The sequence below is a fragment of the Gemmatimonadaceae bacterium genome (genome assembly GCA_020846935.1).
Taxonomy (GTDB): Bacteria; Gemmatimonadota; Gemmatimonadetes; order Gemmatimonadales; family Gemmatimonadaceae; genus RBC101.
In genome coordinates, this window is sequence record JADLCY010000015.1 from 189,540 (window position 1) to 206,862 (window position 17,323).

A 17,323-nucleotide genomic window follows, 5' to 3' on the forward strand; every position below is an offset into this window, starting at 1 on the left:
GCGTCGCGTCAGGCGCTGGTGCGGCGACCGCGCACCACGCCCTCGACGCGCTGGTCTGCGCCAAAGGAGCGCTGCGCCAGCGCCTGGATGGACGCGGGCGTGACCGCGTGCAGACGGCGCTCCACGTCGGCCAGTTCGTCAAGCCCGGTGCCGTGGACCCACGCGTCGATCACCTCGCCGAGCACGTGTCCGGAGCCCTGCTGCGCGATCTGGTGCGCGCCGATGGCATAGGTGCGCGCGCGCTCGAGTTCCTCGGCGGTGACCGGTTCGTCCTGAAGCTTCCGGAACTCGCGCAACAGCCCCTCGCGCGCCGCGTCCTCCTTGTCGGGCGACGTGGCAATGTAGGCGACCATCATGCCGGCAGTCGCCCGCTGCGAGGGTGCGACGTGCACGGTGTACGCCAGCGACTGCTTCTCGCGCAGCGCGTCAAAGAAGCGCCCTCCCAGGCCGCTGGCGATGACCGAGACGAGGTGTGCGTCATGACGCGCCGGGTCGCGGCGCGCCGGCGCAGGGAACGCCATGCACAGTGCCGTTTGGGCCTTGTCGCGGAACTCGACCTGCTGTCGCCCGTCACCGGTCCAGGCCGGCACCGCAAGCAACGCGGCGTCCCGCTGGCGCACCGCGGCAAAGGCTCCGGCCACCATGGAAGCCGCCTCGGATGGGTCGACGTCGCCGACCACGGCGATCACGAGGTTCCCGCTCAGCACCTGTGCCGCGTGCCAGGCCCGCACGTCGTCCGGCGTGAGTCGCGCGAGCCCGTCGTCGGTGCCGATCGACCCGCGCGCGTACGGGTGATCGCCGAACGCGGCCTGCAGCGCAAGCCGCGTGGGGTAGCGGTACATGTCGTCGCGCACCTGGTCGAGCTGCGTGCGGGCAACGTCGCGCTCGGTATCTACCACCTGGTGGGTGAACGCGGGATCACACACGACGTCAGCGAGCAGGGTGACAGCCTCCGCAAACGCCCGCGTCGGCACCGAAAAGCCCCATCCGAGGCCATCGCTGGAAATCGAGGCGGAGATCGCGCCACCGAGCAGTTCGGCCTGGAGCGCGGTGGTTGCGGCATCGCGCGTCCGCGTTTCCTTCACCGCCGCGCGCGCCATGATGAGGCCCAGCCCGGCGAGCGCCGCCGGCTCGCTCGCGGCGCCACCGGTGGCATAGACCCCGAGGTGCACGATGGGTGCACCGCGTCGGCGCCTGACGAGGACGGGGACGTCGCCGCGCGTCCGGAACACGCAGACGTCCTGCACGATGCCTTCGGGCTGCAGGCGGTCGCCGACGATCGCCGGTGCGGCGATCGCCGCGACGTCCGTGGATGGGTCCACGCTGCCTGACGAGGGTCGATCGAGTCGGGCAAACGCTGCCACGGTGTCGATGGCCCACGGCGTACCACTCGCCGGTTCGTACACCAGGAGCGAGGCCGCGCCCGGGTCGAGATGACGCCGGGCAGCGGCGGCGATGTCATCGGCCGTGGCCGCGCTGATCGCCGTGGCATAGGCCTCACCACGTTCCCAACCACCGAGTGCCTCCCAGTCGGCGAGGTAGTTGGCCTGACCCTCCATCGTCTCGAGGCGCCGCATCTGGCGCGCCTCGAACAGTCGCTGCGCCCGCCGCACTTCGGTGGGTGTGATCGATTCGCCGAGCCGCGCCACCTCGTGCCACGTGGCGTGCAGTGCGTCGTCGATCCGCTCGGGCGCGCCTTCCAGCTGCACGACGAACACGCCGAGTTCCGTCGGCGTGTAGTTCCACGCGGAGACGCCCGTGGCAAGGCGACGCTCGCGCACCGCGCGATAGAGTCGTGAAGCGCGTCCGCTCGAGAGCACGCTCCCCGCGAGGTCGAGCGCCGCGGTGTCAGGATGCAGCGCGTCAGGCGTGCGCCATCCAAAGGCGGCGTGCCAGTTGGCGACGTCGCCGGCCAGGTGGCGATACCGTCGACCGGCGTTCGAGCGCTCCTCGGGCCCGCGGGTGCGCTGCGGCAATTCGTCAGGAAGCCGACCGTAGTGCTGACGGACGAGATCTAGCGCCCGTTCGCTGTCGATATCACCAACGATGCTCAGGATCGTTGTACGCGGCCGGTAGAAGTTGCGGTAGAAGCCCAGCAGGTGTTCGCGGGTGAGCGCGCGCAGTCCCGGTTCGCGACCGATGCGCCAGCGCCGGATGCGGTGCGCGTCGTGCAGGAGTTCGAAGAGCGTCTCGGTGGTGACTGCTTCGGGCGAGTCGGCCTTGCGATGGGCTTCCTGGATGATGACCTCCAGCTCGCGCGCGAGTTCCCCGGCCTCGATGAGGGAGTTGGCGTAGGCATCGGCCTGGATGGCAAGTCCGGCCTCGAACCCCGACGACGGCAGCACCGCGTAGTAGCGCGTGTGGTCGTAGATGGTGGCCGCATTGAGGTAGCCGCCGCTGGCCTTGGTTTGTCTGGCGATCTCACCGACGCCGCGTGACGGCGTGCCCTTGAAGTACATGTGCTCCAGCACGTGCGCGATCCCGCTCACGTCATCGGTCTCGTCGAAGTAGCCGGCCCTGACATAGGTGACGATGGCGACGACCGGTGCGGTCCGGTCGCGACGGAGGAGAACGGTCAGGCCGTTCGGCAGGATGTACCGCTCGACGGCATGGTCGGCTGCGGTGAGTGCGTTGGCCACGAGTGACGGGAGCGCGCGCGTCGCGACGGGGCCGCGCGCAGGAAGTGGGAAGAGCTACCGAGGAGGCGCCGCAGGTGCGCCGGCAACCGGCACCGGGGGCACGCAGGTGGTCCACGGACCGGCGCCAGCGCGAGCGAGGAAACGATTGGCCAGTTCGGCCTGGCCAAGCAGCAACAGCGTGCAGCCCATGTACCCGAGGGAAGTCCGGTCTTCGGGCTTGAGCCGGATCGCGCGCTCGTAGAAGGTTCGCGCGAGATCCGGCCGCTGCTGCAGCAAGAGGAGCGAGGCGAGCTCGCGGTGGGTGAGGTAGTTGTCTGGCTCGAGGGCGACCGCGCGACGCAGTTCCTCGTTTGCCAGCGTCAGGTTTCCCGACTCGCGCGCGATGCGCCCGAGATAGAGGTGCGGTTCGGCGAGCGCGGGATGCGCACCGGCGGCGGCCTGAAAGGCGTTCACGGCGGTGAGGCGATCGCCGGCCGCGTACGCGGCCCGCCCGCGTCGGAGATCATCGGGCCGGCCACGCATGGCGTAGATCGCATACCCTCCCCCACCGATGACGGCGAGCGCGGCGACGATCACCACCGCACGTCCCATGAAGTTGCTCGACGCGGTGGTGGTTGGCAGATGCGGAAGGGGTGCGGCGGACGACGGTGGGGCATCGTCGCGCGCAGGCGTCGGAGTCGCGGCGACGTGTCCGATACCGGGCTTCCCTCCGCGCTCGACGACTCGCAGGGCCTCATCGAGTCCCGCGTGGGTGAGTTCGCGATCTCGCGTGGTTGGCGCGTAGTCGACCGCGCGGACACGCTCGGCGAGCGCGCCGAGGTCGACGAGTGTGTGCGCTTCGCCCAGGCTCAACAGCTCCCGCTGTCGCAGTTCGCGGAGGAGAGGCTGGCCGACGAGCGCCCGCGTGCCGGCGAGGGCCTGCAGGCCCTGTTCGATGGACGACCACGCCTCGATGATGCAGGCGGCCGCATCTTCCGGGCTCGCGGCTCGGTCGAGATCCTCGACCGATGATCGCGCCGCGTCGAGCGCGGTGCGCGCGGCGCGCTGGCCGGAGCCGTTCATGTGGTCCTCGGGTTACCTGATGATCCGCAGCAGGCCGGCGTCGGCCGCTCCACGAAGAAAGCCCTCGGCGCTCCCGGTGGGAATGACCATACCGGTCAGCGAAAAACCGCGACGGGCCTCGTTCGCCATGTAGTCCGCCAGCGACCGGGCGGCGAAGGTGCGGCTGCCGTCCTTCATCTGGGCGACGATCTCGTCCCAGGTGCCGCGAAACGCGCGACCGTCCCGCGCGATCACGCGATGCTCCGAAGGATCACGCCGCTGGTCGCCCAGTTCTACCAGCATCGTGCCGAACAGTTCCAGCTGTGTGCGCGCTGCGCGCTCCTCCTGTTCGAGCACGGTGGCCTCGACCTCGGCGAGCAGCTCGTCGATTTCGTCGGCCTCGCCCGCCAGGTCGGCCAGTCGCTCTTCCCATGGCCGCAGGTCGGGATCGCCGTCAGCAACCTTGTGAATGGATCGCCGGAGTTCCATGAGGCGCCAGATGCCCAGCTCGTCCCAATGGTCCTCGGGGTTGGTGCGATCGAGGTGGTACAGCGCGGCCTCGTGTTCGCCCCGATCGTAGAGAAGGTTGGCCAGGTAGATGCGGGCCTCGGAGTGCTCGGGGTCAAGCTGCAGCGAACGGCGCAACGTGGCGATCGCCTTGTCGTCGTCGTTGAGGCGGTGCTGCGTGTACCCGATGAGCGACACGGCCTCGGCGTGATCGGGCGCGTGTGCCACCGCCGCCTCGAAGTACGGCCGTGCGTCCTCGGCGAGGCCCTCGCGGAAGAGCGCGCGGCCCACCTGCAGCATCAGTTCGATGTCGTCCTGGTACCCCAGTTCCAGCGTCCGCGCGAACACCGCGCGTGCCTGTTCGAGCTGCCCCAGCTTGATCAGCACCTCGCCCAAACCGGCGAGTGCATCTTCGTGATCGGCGTCGAGCGCGAGCGCCTCGTCGAACGCCCGGCGGGCCCAGGCAATCTCCTCGCGCGCCAGTCGCGCGTAGCCGACGCCCACGTGCAGGCCTACGGCGGCGGGATACACCCCCAGCCCCTCGCGCAGCATCGCGAGCGCGTCTTCGTAACGGCCCTCGTTGTACAGCTGGTGCGCCCGCTCGTCGTACTCCTCCGAGCTGAGGAATGGCGTGGACATCGCGGCGACGGCCTCCTGCGTGAGCGACCCTCGCATATTGTACATCGCGCGTACCGCGGGGTTCAATGCCTCACTCGTCAGGCCAGGCACCCGCGTGAGATTGCGATCTTTTCCACACGGCGCGCATCGCGTCAGGCAGCGAGCGCCGCGGCGATGCGACCCGCGAGGTCGGCATTGTGCTCCAGCAGGGCCAGGTTGGTCTGCAGCGACCGGCCTTCGGTTGCGCGTTCCACCGCCGCCAGCAGGAAAGGCGTCGTCGCCGGCCCGTGTACACCGGCCGCGCGCGCCTCCTCGAGCGCGCGCGCGACCGCAGCCTCGATCAGCGCGGCTGGCAACGCGTCGGACTCCGGTGGAGGCTGCACCACCAGCACCGCCTCGCGGCGACCAAGGGCGTGATGCGCGCGCACGATGTCCCGCAGCTGCTCGACCGAATCGGCACGCGCCGGAACCCGCAGCCCGCTGCTGCGCGAGAAGAACGCGGGGAACTCGCTCGTGCAATAGCCGATCACCGGAACGCCAAGGCTCTCGAGCCGCTCGAGCGTGGCGGGCAGGTCGAGGATCGACTTGGCGCCCGCACACGTGACCACGGCAGGCGTCTGCGCAAGTTCGCGCAGGTCCGCGGACTCGTCGAAGGGTGCACCCCGATGCACGCCTCCGATGCCGCCGGTGGCAAACACGCGAACCTCGGTGCGCGCGATCAGCGCGAGCGTGGCCGCGACGGTCGTTGCGCCCGAACGGCGCGATGCCACCACCGGCGCAAGGTCACGCGCGGACACCTTGACGATCCCGTCACGCGCGAGAAAGCGCTCGAGTTCCCCGGGAGTGAGCCCGAGAGTCGGCACCCCGTCGACCACGGCGGTCAGGGCACTCGTGGCTCCGTGGCGCGCGATCGCTTCCGTCATGCGCCGCGCTGCATCCCGGTTGTGGGGTATCGGCAGTCCCTGCGCCAGCACTGACGTCTCGAGCGCAACCACGGGTCGGCGCGCCGCGAGGGCGGCACGCACGTCCGGCGTGAGCCTTATGGCGGAGGACAGCCCCTCACTCACCCGGCCTCGTCCTCGAACTGCTCGGCGCGCCAGGTGTCGACCTTCTCCCGGTCACCCGACGTGTGGTCCCAGACGGCGAGGATCTTGATCCGCTCGCCTTCCCATGCATCGAACCCCTTCCGCGAGCCCTTGGGAACATGGATCTCGTGGCCGTCTTCGAAGCGAAGGATGACGTGAGGGAAATTGCTGTTTTCGTACTGCTTCCGGAGCTTGGACGGGGTCTGGCTCATGGGAGGCGAAGTTGGGGCGAGGTGGGCACGTCGCGAACGGTGCACGGTACCACCTCACCGGGTCAGGTCACCACGGCACTGCTGTCGGCAAATCGCTGCCAGGCTCCGGACTGCAGCGCCTCATCCATCGCGGCGACCGCAGCTTCCAGTTCCTCGTCTTTCGTATAGAAGTGCGGCGCAACGCGAATCCCGGCTCTTGGCCGATAGTCGACGACAATGTCGCGCGAAAGCAGGAACTGCGATACCTCGTACGCGTGCGGGACCGCGAACGCCACGGTCCCTCCCCGCCGAGCCGGGTCGCGCGGAGCGTAGACGGCGTACCCGCGCGCGTCGGCGAGGTCCACGAGTCGGCGTGTCTGCCGCATGCTCTTGGCACGAATCGCCTCGATCCCGGCCCGCCTGACGACGCGCGGACCCTCGATGGCCGCGTACAGCGCCGGGATCACCGGCGTGCCTCCCAGCCACCGGTACACGTTGGGTGCGTACTCCATCTCCGGTTCAAAGGCAAAGGGCCGCGTGTGCGACATCCATCCCACCAGTGACGGTTCCAGCCGCTCGCGCACCGACGGCGAGGCGTACAGGAAGCAGCCGCCGGGTCCGCCACACAGCCACTTCAGCACGCCACCGGTCACGAAGTCGACGCCACTCGCGCGCACATCGACCGGAATGACGCCAATCGCATGGAACGCATCGGACGACACCAGCGCACCCATCGCGTGCGCGCGGGCGCAGATCGCATCGATGTCCATCACGTACGCCGAACGGAAGAGCACATGCGAAATGGCGACGAGCGCCGTCCGTTCGTCGATGGCCGCGAGCAACCGTTCCTGGTCGATCGAGATGCCGTCATCACTCGGGACCACCACGATCTCGGCACCGAGTCGGGTGGCGAGGTGGTCGTAGACGTAGCGTACCGAGGGAAAGTCCAGCTCGGTCATCACGATGCGGTTGCGCGGCGCCTCGTACCGCAGAGCGGACAGGATCGTTGCCTGCGCGAGGGTGACGTTGGGGAGCATCACCATCTCGCCCGGCGAGGCTCCGATGAGCGGTGCGACCTCGTCGGCGACCGCGCCCGGCAGGGCCCACCAGGCCTCGGTCCACGCGCGCACGCCGCGCTCGGCCCACACGTCGACGTACTCGGCGAGCCGGTCGGGGACGGCGCGCGGCATCGCACCTAACGAGTTCGACACCAGGTAGGTGGAGCGCTCGAGGATCGGGAACTCCTGGCGGAACGCGAGCAGCGGGTCGGTCATTGCGGCGTGGAGGGAGGCGTCACGGGACGGTCAGGGTGCCGCCAGACGGCGGCGCGCCCGCGTTGCAAGGTACAACGCGGTGGCCACCGAGAGGGCGACCAGGATCGCGAGCCACTCGCCCGGTCGGATACTGGTGAACATCCAGCCGATCACCAGTACGCCCAGCCACGGAAGCACCGCCGGAGCGGGCGAACGAAACGGTGTCCCGCCCTGCCGAACTCCGGTGCGCCGCAACTGCCACGATGCCACGCAGCATGCGCCATAGAGCATCAGCACCGAAATGTTCGCGAGGACGGCCAGCCGCTCAAACGTGTTGGTGGCGGCGAGGACGATCGCGGCAACGGCCTGCAGGACGATCGCGATGTGCGGCGTCCGATGGATCGGATGCACGCTGGCCACCACCTTCGGCAGAAACCCGTCGCGAGCGAGTGCGTAGAGGACGCGGGAAAGCGCCAGCATCATCCCGCCCGCGTGACCGAACATGGAGACGGACGCGCCCACCAGGAGCAACGTGCGAGCCCAGGAACCCATCGCCTGCCCCGCGGCCGCGGCGAGCGGCGCCGTCGTGGCGGCCGAGAGTCCCTCACCGAGAATGCCTCGCGACACGAACTGCAGCAGCAGGTAGAGCACGGTGATGCCGCCCATGGCCAGGAAGATGGCCCGCGGCACCGTGCGCGCCGGGTCGCGGACCTCTCCTCCGGGGACCAGCGCCGATTCGATGCCGCTGAACGCGAACGTGAGCAGGATCGCGGTGCGCGCGAGCGTGGTGGCGTCGGGCCACTCCTGCACGACCAGGTGCTCGGCCTTCACGCCGACCCAGCCAAATACGGCCAGCAGGAGCAGAGGGAGAATCTTCGCGACTGTCGCGACGTTGTTGAGCCGCGTTCCCTGCGTCACCCCACGGACGTTCACTGCCGCGAAGAAGCCGAAGAGGGCGACGTAGAACGCGGTCCGGCCAAGCGGACCGCGAACGAGCGGCACCAGCGCGCCCACATTGTCGGCGAACACGGTGGAGACCGCGGCCATCGCGAACGTGCTCAGCAGCCACAGCACCACGCCGCCGAGGTAGCCGACGAAGGGGCCGAACGCGGTTTCGATGTAGGCGTACGGGCCGCCGGTGAGTGCCACCCGGCTCCCGGCGTCGGCGATGCAGAGGACGATGATGGCCATCGCCACGGCGCACACCAGGTAGCCTAACGGCGCGGCCGCGCCGAGGGTGCGTGACACCTCGGCAGGCAGGCGAAAGATGCCCCCTCCGATGGTGATGTTCACGATGCCGGCCGCCAGGCCGACGACACCGATGGCGCGAACGAACCCCTGCTCACCGGCCGCGGATGGCGTATCGCTCTCAGGGGGCATTGGCCCCAAAGCTACCCCCTCCCTACCTTGGTGCAACTCATCAGGCCGAGGGAATTCCGATGGTTCGTCGACTGCTCACGACGTGTAGCGTCGCGCTCTGCATTGGCGCGCTCGCAACGCCGCTCGCCGCGCAGGCACCGAGGGCAGGTACTGCGACGCTCGCCGCGCCATCGCGAGCCGCGTCGGTGGCCGGTGTGTCACGACCCTCCGAATCTGGCTTCGCCCGCGGAACGATCCTGCCGCAACAGGGGCTCCGGGCACGTGGCCGACCGGTGTCCTACATGGTGACCGGCGCTGCCGCATTCGTGGGTGGCCTGCTGATCGGCGACGATATCGGCACCGTGATCGCGGTCGGCGGGCTCGGACTCGGCGTCTACGGCCTGTATCTCTACACGCGCTGACTCGGGCATTCCTCTTTCCCGCACCGACCATTCCATGTCATGGACCGCCTCGAAGGTCACCGCCGTCCTCGCCGTGCCCGCGGTAGAACCCAGCCTCGCGTTCTGGGAGCACCGCCTCGGCTTCACCAGGGTCGTGGAGGTTCCGCACGGCGACGCGTTAGGCTTCGTGATCCTCGTGAAGGGCGCGACCGAGGTCATGCTGCAGAGCGTCGCGTCGATCCGCGAAGATCTGGCGGGCGGTGGCGACGTACCCGGCACCTCGACGGTGCTTTTCCTCGAACTCGATGACCTCGACGCCGCCGTGCGACAACTTGGCGACTACCCGATCGCCATGGCCCGTCGCACGACGTTCTACGGGATGGACGAGATCGGCGTGCGCGACCCTGGCGGTCACCTCATCGTCCTGGCGCAGAAGGTCGCAACGGCTGGCGGATAACACGACCTTCGGCTGGTGACGGGATGCCGGGTCGCCGGCCGTCGCTCGACCTGTGCGACGGAGTTCGCCTACGCCTTCGTCGCACGCAGCGCGAGCTGCTCGTACGCGTCCACAGCGCGCTCGAGCTCGGCCACCAACACGTGTTCCTGATCCGTGTGCGCGACGTGTACCGACCCGGGGCCAAGGAGGTACGGGGTGCCCCAGTTACCGAGGGCGGGCACGTCCGTCGCAAAGGCCGGCACGGACGTCGCGAACCCCGGCAAGGTGCCGAGTCGCACCGGGGGGACCATCACGCCCCACTCGAGTTCTGCGCGACCGTTCACCCAGCGCTCCACTTGCTCGTGGATCGTTTGTGCCGGCGTGACGAGCCGGAACATCAGGCGCGCCTCGGCGCTGGGCGCGAACACGTTGTCGGCGACGCCGCCGGCGAGCGAGCCGATGTTGACCGTGGTCTCGCCGAGCACAGGGTCAACGGGCCAGGCGATGCCGTCCAGCTCGGCGAGCAGTCGCACGAGATCGTGCGTGGCCGAGCGTCCCATGGCGGGGTAGGCGGAGTGCGCGGCCTTGCCCCGCGTGCGGACCACGACGCGCTGCGCGCCCTTGGTGCCGATGCCTAACGTGTTGTCGGTGGGTTCGCCGTTGATGAAGATGCGGTCGCGCGGCGCGAGGTGAGCGGCTGCCCATGCGTTGGCGGCGTGCGCGCCGTCATGGCAGGTCTCCTCGCCGATCACGAACAGGAGCGCAGCGCGGATGCCGCGCGCGCGCAGGCGCTCGGCGGCCATGATCATCGAGGCCGCGATGCCCTTGGCGTCGCATGCGCCGCGACCCCACAGGATGTCCCCGTCGAGGCGGGGCGGGATGAACGGCGGGACCGTGTCGAGATGCGTGGTGAGCGTGACATCGATGTCATCGGCCGACGTGGCCAGGACGCACGAGCGCCCATCGGGCGTCACCTCGATGCGACGTGTTCGCCAGTTCCGCTCGGAGAGCAGCCGATCGACCTCGTCCATCGCCTCGTGCTCGCGTCCGCTGGTCGAATCGATGGTCATGAGGCGCACGGCGAGTTCGGCGACTGACATGGGCAGGCGGGCAATTGGATGAGGCATCACCGGGACGCACGACCGCCATTCAGTCGAGCGGGTGGCTGGTCGAAGCTAATCTCCGGTTCGGCGTGTGCACCGCCCGGCGACGCCGACAACATCTCGAGGTCCTACGCTTCCTTCCGCACCCGCAGGTCGCGGGCGACGTGCGGCCTGGGCTCCATCTTCACGATCCAGAGCCCCGAGTTCATGAGGGCAAGCGGAGCGGCCGGGCGGCCTTCCCGCGACTACATTGCGACGACAGCGTTTCTCGCGGGCGACGACAGCTTTCCCCCACCATGGCCCATCCCAACTCCTTCGGCAGCCGCCAGACCCTCACGGTCGGCAGCGCGTCCTACACGATCTTCCGGCTCGACGCCCTTCGCGGTGTCGCCGGCGACAACCTCGACCGGCTGCCCTTCTCGCTCCGGATCCTGCTCGAGAATCTCCTGCGGTGCGAGGACAACGCGTTCGTGAAACGCGCGGACATCGAAGCGCTCGCGCGCTGGGACGTCAGGCAGCCGCAGGACCGTGAGATCGCCTTCCGCACCGCGCGCGTATTGCTGCAGGACTTCACCGGCGTGCCGTGCGTGGTGGACCTCGCGGCCATGCGCGATGCCATCGCCGCCCTGGGCGGCAAGCCGGGCCGCATCAACCCGTTGCAGCCCGTCGACCTCGTGATCGATCACTCGGTTCAGGTGGATGAATACGGGACCGAAGCGGCGTTCATGCTCAACGTTGGGCTCGAATACGAACGCAACCTTGAACGGTATCAGTTCCTGCGCTGGGGTCAGACCGCGTTCGACAACTTCCGCGTGGTTCCGCCGGGCACCGGCATCTGTCACCAGGTGAACCTGGAGTACCTCGGTCGGGTGGTCTTTACCCGCGAGGAGGCGGGCGAGACGCTCGCGTATTGCGACTCGCTGGTCGGCACCGACTCGCACACCACGATGATCAACGGCCTCGGCGTGATGGGCTGGGGCGTCGGCGGCATCGAAGCCGAAGCGGCGATGCTCGGGCAACCCGTGTCGATGCTCATTCCCGAAGTCGTCGGCTTCAAGCTCACCGGCAAGCTTCCGCTTGGGGCCACGGCGACGGACCTCGTGCTGACATGTACCGAGATGCTCCGCAAGAAGAAGGTGGTGGGGAAGTTCGTCGAGTACTACGGCGACGGTCTCTCGTCGCTCGCCCTCGCCGATCGCGCGACGATCGCCAACATGGCCCCCGAATACGGGGCGACCATGGGGTTCTTCCCGGTCGATGCGGAGACGCTCAGGTACCTGCGACTCTCCGGCCGCAGCGAGGAACACGTGGCCCTGGTGGAGGCCTATTGCCGGGCGCAGGGGCTCTTCCGCGAGGACGGCATGGCGCCGCCCGTGTTCTCCGACGCGATCGAGCTCGACCTGTCGACCGTCGTGCCGTCCCTCGCCGGGCCAAAGCGTCCGCAGGACCGCATCGCACTCACCGACGTGAAGGCCAACTACAACGCATCGCTCAAGGCGGAAAAAGAGCGACTCACGGCCGCCGTTGCCGCGAAGGTTCCCGGATCCCCGGCAGCGGCGATGGTGTCGGAGGGCGGGCTGGGTTCCGTCGGCGAACACAGCGTGGATTGCGAGCATCGCGGGCAGAAGTTCGCGCTCAGGGACGGCGCGGTCGTCATCGCCGCCATCACCAGCTGCACGAACACCTCCAACCCCAGTGTCATGCTTGCCGCCGGACTGCTCGCGCAGAAGGCGGTCGCGCGTGGCCTGCAGGTGCGGCCCTGGGTGAAGACCTCCCTCGCCCCCGGATCGAAGGTCGTCCGCGAGTACTTCGCCAAGGCCGGTGTGCAGCCGGCCCTCGATGCGCTCGGCTTCCAGATCGTCGGCTATGGTTGCACCACGTGCATCGGCAACTCCGGCCCGCTTCCCGATTCGATCAGCACCGCGATCGACCACGGCAATCTCACCGTGGCCGCGGTGCTCTCGGGGAACCGCAACTTCGAAGGGCGCGTGAATCCGCAGACGCGGTTCAACTACCTCGCGTCCCCTCCGCTCGTCGTGGCCTACGCGCTGGCCGGTCGGATGGACATCGACTTCGATCGCGAGCCCATCGGCGTCGGCAGTGCCGGCCCGGTATTCCTGCGCGAGATCTGGCCCACGCCAAAGGAGGTCGAAGACGTGGTGCTCAGCTCCGTGAAGCGCGAGCAGTTCCAGCGGGAGTACGCCGACGTCTTTGCCGGCGACGCCGAGTGGCAGGCCATTCGCATCCCGACCGGCGATCGCTACACGTGGGACGGGAACTCTACCTACGTGAAGCATCCGCCCTACTTCGAGGGCATGACGATGACGCCGCCCGGGATCGTGCCGATCACCGGCGCACGCGTCCTCGGCATGTTCGGCGACTCGATCACAACGGACCACATCTCGCCTGCCGGTTCGATCGCCGAGAAGTCGCCGGCGGGGCAGTGGCTGCTCTCGCTCGGCGTCGCAAAGAAGGACTTCAACTCCTATGGCGCGCGACGTGGCAACCACGAGGTGATGATGCGCGGCACCTTCGCCAACATCCGCCTCAAGAACGACCTGACGCCGGGCATGGAGGGTTGGTGGACGCGCACCGCGCCGGGCGCCGAGCCCACGTCGTTCTTTGCGGCGAGCGAGGCCTACGCCGCGTCGAAGACGCCGCTCGTGGTGATCGCCGGCAAGGAGTACGGGACCGGATCGTCCCGTGACTGGGCCGCCAAGGGCACCATGCTCCTGGGCGTGCGTGCCGTGATCGCCGAGTCCTTCGAACGGATCCACCGCTCGAATCTCGTCGGCATGGGCGTCCTTCCGTTGGAGTTCGTGGACGGGGCCACTCGAGTATCGCTTGGCCTCACCGGGTTCGAGACCTTCACGATCGAGGGGCTCGCCGAGGGCATGGCGCCGCGAGCGCGCCTGACCGTCGTCGCGAAGGACGCGGCTGGAGAGAAGCGTTTCCCCGTGCTGTCGCGCATCGATACGCCGGAAGAGCTCAACTACTATCGACACGGCGGCATCCTCGCCTACGTGCTACGGCAGCTCGCGAAATAACCCGGGCTCGCGTGCACCAAACGTGAATGCGGGCGAGCGACTGGGGGGAATCAGTCGCTCGCCCGCATTCTTCTGCTCAGATCGTCAGCGTGCGTCACCGAGCAGCGGAGGAAGTCTTCGGATCCATCGTTTCATCGTGCACTCCGGGTGTCAGGTGAATCGCGTCCTGCGTTCAGGGCAATGCAGAGCAACACGTGTTCCACGTCACAGCGCCAGCGTGTGGTACGCCGGCCGGCGGAAGACCTCGATCCGTGGCGGCGGCGATTGCTTCCGGTAGGCGTCGCAATGTCTCGTCCTGGTCCCGGTTTTCGAGGTAGGACGAATCTGCCGTCTGACGGCGACGGAGCCGCGATATGACGCAGGGGCGTGGCGATTCGCAGCAGTCGTGGCGATCTGCCACGCCCTCATCGGCGAAGCGGGCGAGCGTCCCGGCGCCAGCAAATCGTGCGTTCCGTCACTCTCGCCCGATCGTCCATCTGGGGCATCCCAGCCCTGTCCCGTTTCCATGGACGTTCACCGTCTCGCTCCATCCCTCGTTTTCGCTGCGCTGACCGCGTGCGGCGGATCGGCTGACGACTCCGCTGAGGCGGGTGGCGGCACCATCGTGTTTGCCGTGGCGGGTGAGCCCGAAACCCTCGTGCCGCCGTCGGTAATGTCGGTACAGGCCAGGATCCCCGTCGACCAGATCTTCGAGCCGCTCGCCTCACCCGGGCCCGAGGGCAGTACGCTCGGCGACGCCGGGTTCATGCCCCGTCTGGCGGCCAGTTGGCGCTGGAGCGCCGATTCATCGACCATCGACTTCTCCATCGACCCGACCGCGCACTTTCATGATGGTCGACGCGTCACGGCGAACGACGTGAAGTTCAGTCACGAGTTGTTCGTGGATCCCGCGGTCCAGTCCCCCAACGCGTCCTCGCTGCCCGCGATCGACTCCATCGTCGTGGTCGACTCGGCGACGGTCCGCGTCTGGTTCGGCGATCGTTCGCCGGAACGGTTCTTCAGGTTGGCCGCGAACCTGTTGGTCATGCCGCAGCACCTGCTCGCCTCCGTCGACAGAACCCGCCTTCCCGAGTCCGCGTTTGCGCAGGCCCCGGTCGGGAGCGGTCCGTACCGATTCGTGAAATGGGAGCGCGGTGCGACGATGGAACTCGCGGCCGACACCACACGCACCCGCAACCGTGCGCTGCCCGAGCGCCTGCTACTGCGCTTTGTGCCCGACCTCAATGCCGGAGCACGCAGCGTGGCTGCCGGCGAATCCGACTTCATCGAGAACCTGCGGCCCGAGGGGATGGCCCTGGTGGCACCGGATGGGCCAGCGCGCGTGGTGGAGTACGCGTCACCGGACCACGGCTACCTCCTGTTCAATACGCGCTCGAACGGCAATCGAAAGGCGGCACATCCCATTCTGGGAGAGCGCGCACTGCGGCGCGCGCTCGGCATGGCGATCGACCGGCGCGCGGTGGTCCGTAACGCGCTCGACTCGCTAGCGGTGGTGTCCACCGGGCCATTCTCGCGCGCATCATGGGCAGCGGACACCACGATCGCGCAGATCCCGTATGCGGTCGAGGCCGCGAGGGCGCTCCTGGATTCACTCGGCTGGCGCGATGCCAACGGCGACGGCATCCGGGAACGCCACGGACGGCCCCTGCGCTTCCAGGTGACCGTGCCCTCGGTGAGCGCCACACGTCGCCAGATCGCGGTGACGCTGCAGGAACAGCTCAGGCAGGTGGGTGTCGACGCCGTGATCGATGTCGCGGAGCCGGCGGTGCTCGCTCCTCGCCTCACCCAGGGGAAGTTTGACGCGTTCATCCATGTGTGGCACGGCGATGCGTCGCCATCGGGCATCGTTCAGGTCTGGGGGGGCCGCGACCTGGCGCAGTCGGCAAACTTCGGATGGTATGCGAGCGCCACCGTGGACTCGCTCCTCGACCTCGCTGGCCATGAGGCGACGCGCGATCGCGCGCGCACGTTCTACCGTGAGGCGTACGAGGTCATCGTACAGGACGCCCCGGCGATCTTTCTGTGGGAACCCCGCACATTTGCGCTCGTGCACAGGCGCATCAAGTTCGACCGGCTCGACGGCAGCGGCTGGTGGATGGGCATTCCAACCTGGCGGATCCCAGCCGCCGAACGCCTCCCGCGTGACCAGGTGAGGCGTTAGGCGGCACTCGTGCGGCCACGCGCGAGACACGGGCGGCGCGAGGCGCTGCACACCGCCCGCGCCCGTTGCCTTGCCGCGGCGTCGGCACCGGCGAACGCCAGCCCGTTGGTACCGCTACCTGGGGATTCGGCTCAGGTCGACATTGTTGCCGATCACGCCACCGAGGATCGCGCCGGCCGCGGCGCCGATCACCGCGCCCTTCAGCCGGTCGCGCTTCCCCGACGTCACGGCACCGATGGCAGCCCCTGCTACTGCGCCAATCGCGGCGTCGCGCTTGGTGTGCTTCACGACCCGAGGCCCGCTCGCACGGCCGGCGGTGCTGCCACCGCTCGACGGCGCGCGATAGATCCGCGGCTGGCGCGCCACCGCCTGCTGGTACGCGCCGGGCGGCGACGCGGCATAGCCCGGCTGGCCGTAGCCCTGAGCGTAGCCCGCTTCGATCGGCGAGAGGTACTGCTGAGGCATGTACGCCTGCGACGCGAGCGAGAGGTCCTGGCGCAGGGCCTCGTCGATGGCCGGCGTTTCGCGGCCACACCCAGCCAGCGACGCGACAGCAACCGCGGTGATCGACAGACGACGAATCATGGGGGCTCCGGTGGGGTCACCTGCTTCAAGGCACCCTGCGTGCCGCGCAACGCACCGTTGTGGTGCAACGCTTTGCGACCCGCTCCGTCACCCCGGCGGGTCAATCGGTTGTCCTCCCAAACGGGCACGAGCACCCGTGGCGCTGGTTCTGCCCCGACCCGACGCCGAGCCCGTTGCCGCGCCTCGTACCTGTCAGCATTATCCGCACACTCTTGCTGGGAGGCGTTCTCATGGCGTCACGCAGGTTGATGCATTCGACGGTTGCCGCCGCCCTGCTCGCACTCGCGCCCATGGTGGGCGCTGCGCAGCAGGCGGAGACAGGACCCAAGGTCGGCGACATGGCCCCGGATTTTGCGCTCAGGGGTTCGACGCGCTACGGCATACTTCGCGACCAGGTCAGGCTGTCGGACTATCGCGGCAACACGGTGGTCCTCGCGTTTTTCTTCAAGGCCAGGACGCGTGGTTGAACAGTGCAAATGGAGGCGTACCGTGATCAGTACGCCACGCTGTTCAACAATGGCCGCAAGGTCGTGGTGATCGGGATCAGTGTCGACGCCGACACGGCGCAGTACTCGTGGGCACGCGACGCGAACTTCCCGATGCTCTTTGGCTCGGACCCGGACGGCACCGTCGGCTCCCTGTACGGCGCCTACGACGCGGCCCGGAAGACGGACAACCGCTCGCTCTACGTCGTCGGCCCCGACGGCCGCATCACGTTCAAGGCCCAGCCGTTCCGCCAGATGGCGGAAGAGGCCTACACCGAACTTGCCGCCGCCGTGGACAAGGCCTCACCGAAGGAGCCGTAACGCCGCGCGGCACGACCGATACGGCGTCTGAGACCACGCGCTGGGTGAGCGGATCCTTCCGACTCACCCAGCGTCGTTTCCGGGCTCTCAC

The 17,323-nt window shown here is 68.6% G+C and carries 15 protein-coding genes; 6 read left to right on the forward strand and 9 right to left on the reverse strand.

Annotated features, from left to right (window positions below):
• Positions 1 to 8 precede the first annotated feature (8 nt).
• The 7 genes from IT361_18885 to IT361_18915 form a co-directional block, all read right to left on the reverse strand.
• The gene (locus IT361_18885; protein MCC6319744.1) at positions 9 to 2,639 is read right to left on the reverse strand and encodes an insulinase family protein; all 2,631 of its coding nucleotides are present in this window, start codon (positions 2,637 to 2,639) and stop codon (positions 9 to 11) included.
• A gap of 54 nt (positions 2,640 to 2,693) precedes the next feature.
• Positions 2,694 to 3,701 (reverse strand): tetratricopeptide repeat protein, encoded by a 1,008-nt coding sequence (locus IT361_18890; GenBank protein MCC6319745.1) that lies wholly within the window; start codon positions 3,699 to 3,701, stop codon positions 2,694 to 2,696.
• 12 nt (positions 3,702 to 3,713) lie between these two features.
• A complete protein-coding gene (locus tag IT361_18895) occupies positions 3,714 to 4,871 on the reverse strand; it encodes a tetratricopeptide repeat protein (protein MCC6319746.1) in 1,158 nt (385 codons plus the stop codon).
• A gap of 86 nt (positions 4,872 to 4,957) precedes the next feature.
• On the reverse strand, positions 4,958 to 5,860 hold the full coding sequence (locus tag IT361_18900) for a pseudouridine-5'-phosphate glycosidase (protein MCC6319747.1): 903 nt from the start codon (positions 5,858 to 5,860) through the stop codon (positions 4,958 to 4,960).
• Between the two features lie 8 nt (positions 5,861 to 5,868).
• Positions 5,869 to 6,102: a hypothetical protein gene (locus IT361_18905; GenBank protein MCC6319748.1), complete on the reverse strand. Its 234-nt coding sequence runs from the start codon at positions 6,100 to 6,102 to the stop codon at positions 5,869 to 5,871.
• A 62-nt stretch (positions 6,103 to 6,164) separates the two neighbouring features.
• Positions 6,165 to 7,355, reverse strand: coding sequence for an aminotransferase class V-fold PLP-dependent enzyme (locus IT361_18910; GenBank protein MCC6319749.1), 1,191 nt, complete (start codon positions 7,353 to 7,355; stop codon positions 6,165 to 6,167).
• Positions 7,356 to 7,385: 30 nt separating this feature from the next.
• Positions 7,386 to 8,714, reverse strand: coding sequence for an amino acid permease (locus IT361_18915; GenBank protein ID MCC6319750.1), 1,329 nt, complete (start codon positions 8,712 to 8,714; stop codon positions 7,386 to 7,388).
• Between the two features lie 59 nt (positions 8,715 to 8,773).
• Here IT361_18915 and IT361_18920 point away from each other — a divergent pair, with 59 nt between their 5' ends.
• The gene (locus IT361_18920; GenBank protein ID MCC6319751.1) at positions 8,774 to 9,115 is read left to right on the forward strand and encodes a hypothetical protein; all 342 of its coding nucleotides are present in this window, start codon (positions 8,774 to 8,776) and stop codon (positions 9,113 to 9,115) included.
• A 34-nt stretch (positions 9,116 to 9,149) separates the two neighbouring features.
• Positions 9,150 to 9,551: a VOC family protein gene (locus IT361_18925; GenBank protein ID MCC6319752.1), complete on the forward strand. Its 402-nt coding sequence runs from the start codon at positions 9,150 to 9,152 to the stop codon at positions 9,549 to 9,551.
• A gap of 68 nt (positions 9,552 to 9,619) precedes the next feature.
• Here the strand turns inward: IT361_18925 and IT361_18930 are convergent, their stop codons facing one another.
• The gene (locus tag IT361_18930; protein MCC6319753.1) at positions 9,620 to 10,630 is read right to left on the reverse strand and encodes a M20/M25/M40 family metallo-hydrolase; all 1,011 of its coding nucleotides are present in this window, start codon (positions 10,628 to 10,630) and stop codon (positions 9,620 to 9,622) included.
• A 299-nt stretch (positions 10,631 to 10,929) separates the two neighbouring features.
• Here IT361_18930 and acnA point away from each other — a divergent pair, with 299 nt between their 5' ends.
• Both acnA and IT361_18940 read left to right on the forward strand, forming a co-directional pair.
• Complete coding sequence (gene acnA / locus IT361_18935) at positions 10,930 to 13,680, forward strand: aconitate hydratase AcnA (protein ID MCC6319754.1); 2,751 nt, start codon at positions 10,930 to 10,932, stop codon at positions 13,678 to 13,680.
• Positions 13,681 to 14,185: 505 nt separating this feature from the next.
• Positions 14,186 to 15,841, forward strand: coding sequence for a peptide ABC transporter substrate-binding protein (locus IT361_18940; protein MCC6319755.1), 1,656 nt, complete (start codon positions 14,186 to 14,188; stop codon positions 15,839 to 15,841).
• Between the two features lie 114 nt (positions 15,842 to 15,955).
• Here IT361_18940 and IT361_18945 read toward each other — a convergent pair whose 3' ends face one another.
• Entirely contained in the window at positions 15,956 to 16,306 is a 351-nt protein-coding gene (locus tag IT361_18945; GenBank protein ID MCC6319756.1) for a glycine zipper 2TM domain-containing protein, read from the reverse strand.
• A 350-nt stretch (positions 16,307 to 16,656) separates the two neighbouring features.
• Between IT361_18945 and IT361_18950 the strand changes: the two genes are divergently transcribed.
• Both IT361_18950 and IT361_18955 read left to right on the forward strand, forming a co-directional pair.
• Entirely contained in the window at positions 16,657 to 16,893 is a 237-nt protein-coding gene (locus IT361_18950) for a redoxin domain-containing protein (protein MCC6319757.1), read from the forward strand.
• Positions 16,894 to 16,902: 9 nt separating this feature from the next.
• Complete coding sequence (locus IT361_18955; GenBank protein MCC6319758.1) at positions 16,903 to 17,232, forward strand: redoxin domain-containing protein; 330 nt, start codon at positions 16,903 to 16,905, stop codon at positions 17,230 to 17,232.
• The last annotated feature ends 91 nt before the right edge of the window (positions 17,233 to 17,323 follow it).

Coding starts and splice junctions, on each gene's coding strand:
- IT361_18905 (MCC6319748.1), bottom strand. CDS start 6,102: ATGAGCCAGACCCCGTCCAAGCTCCGGAAGCAGTACGAAAACAGCAAT.
- IT361_18895 (MCC6319746.1), bottom strand. CDS start 4,871: ATGTACAATATGCGAGGGTCGCTCACGCAGGAGGCCGTCGCCGCGATG.
- IT361_18890 (MCC6319745.1), bottom strand. CDS start 3,701: ATGAACGGCTCCGGCCAGCGCGCCGCGCGCACCGCGCTCGACGCGGCG.
- IT361_18925 (MCC6319752.1), top strand. CDS start 9,150: ATGTCATGGACCGCCTCGAAGGTCACCGCCGTCCTCGCCGTGCCCGCG.
- IT361_18940 (MCC6319755.1), top strand. CDS start 14,186: ATGGACGTTCACCGTCTCGCTCCATCCCTCGTTTTCGCTGCGCTGACC.
- IT361_18915 (MCC6319750.1), bottom strand. CDS start 8,714: ATGCCCCCTGAGAGCGATACGCCATCCGCGGCCGGTGAGCAGGGGTTC.
- IT361_18950 (MCC6319757.1), top strand. CDS start 16,657: ATGGCGTCACGCAGGTTGATGCATTCGACGGTTGCCGCCGCCCTGCTC.
- IT361_18910 (MCC6319749.1), bottom strand. CDS start 7,355: ATGACCGACCCGCTGCTCGCGTTCCGCCAGGAGTTCCCGATCCTCGAG.
- IT361_18920 (MCC6319751.1), top strand. CDS start 8,774: ATGGTTCGTCGACTGCTCACGACGTGTAGCGTCGCGCTCTGCATTGGC.
- IT361_18955 (MCC6319758.1), top strand. CDS start 16,903: ATGGAGGCGTACCGTGATCAGTACGCCACGCTGTTCAACAATGGCCGC.
- acnA (MCC6319754.1), top strand. CDS start 10,930: ATGGCCCATCCCAACTCCTTCGGCAGCCGCCAGACCCTCACGGTCGGC.
- IT361_18945 (MCC6319756.1), bottom strand. CDS start 16,306: ATGCCTCAGCAGTACCTCTCGCCGATCGAAGCGGGCTACGCTCAGGGC.
- IT361_18930 (MCC6319753.1), bottom strand. CDS start 10,630: ATGTCAGTCGCCGAACTCGCCGTGCGCCTCATGACCATCGATTCGACC.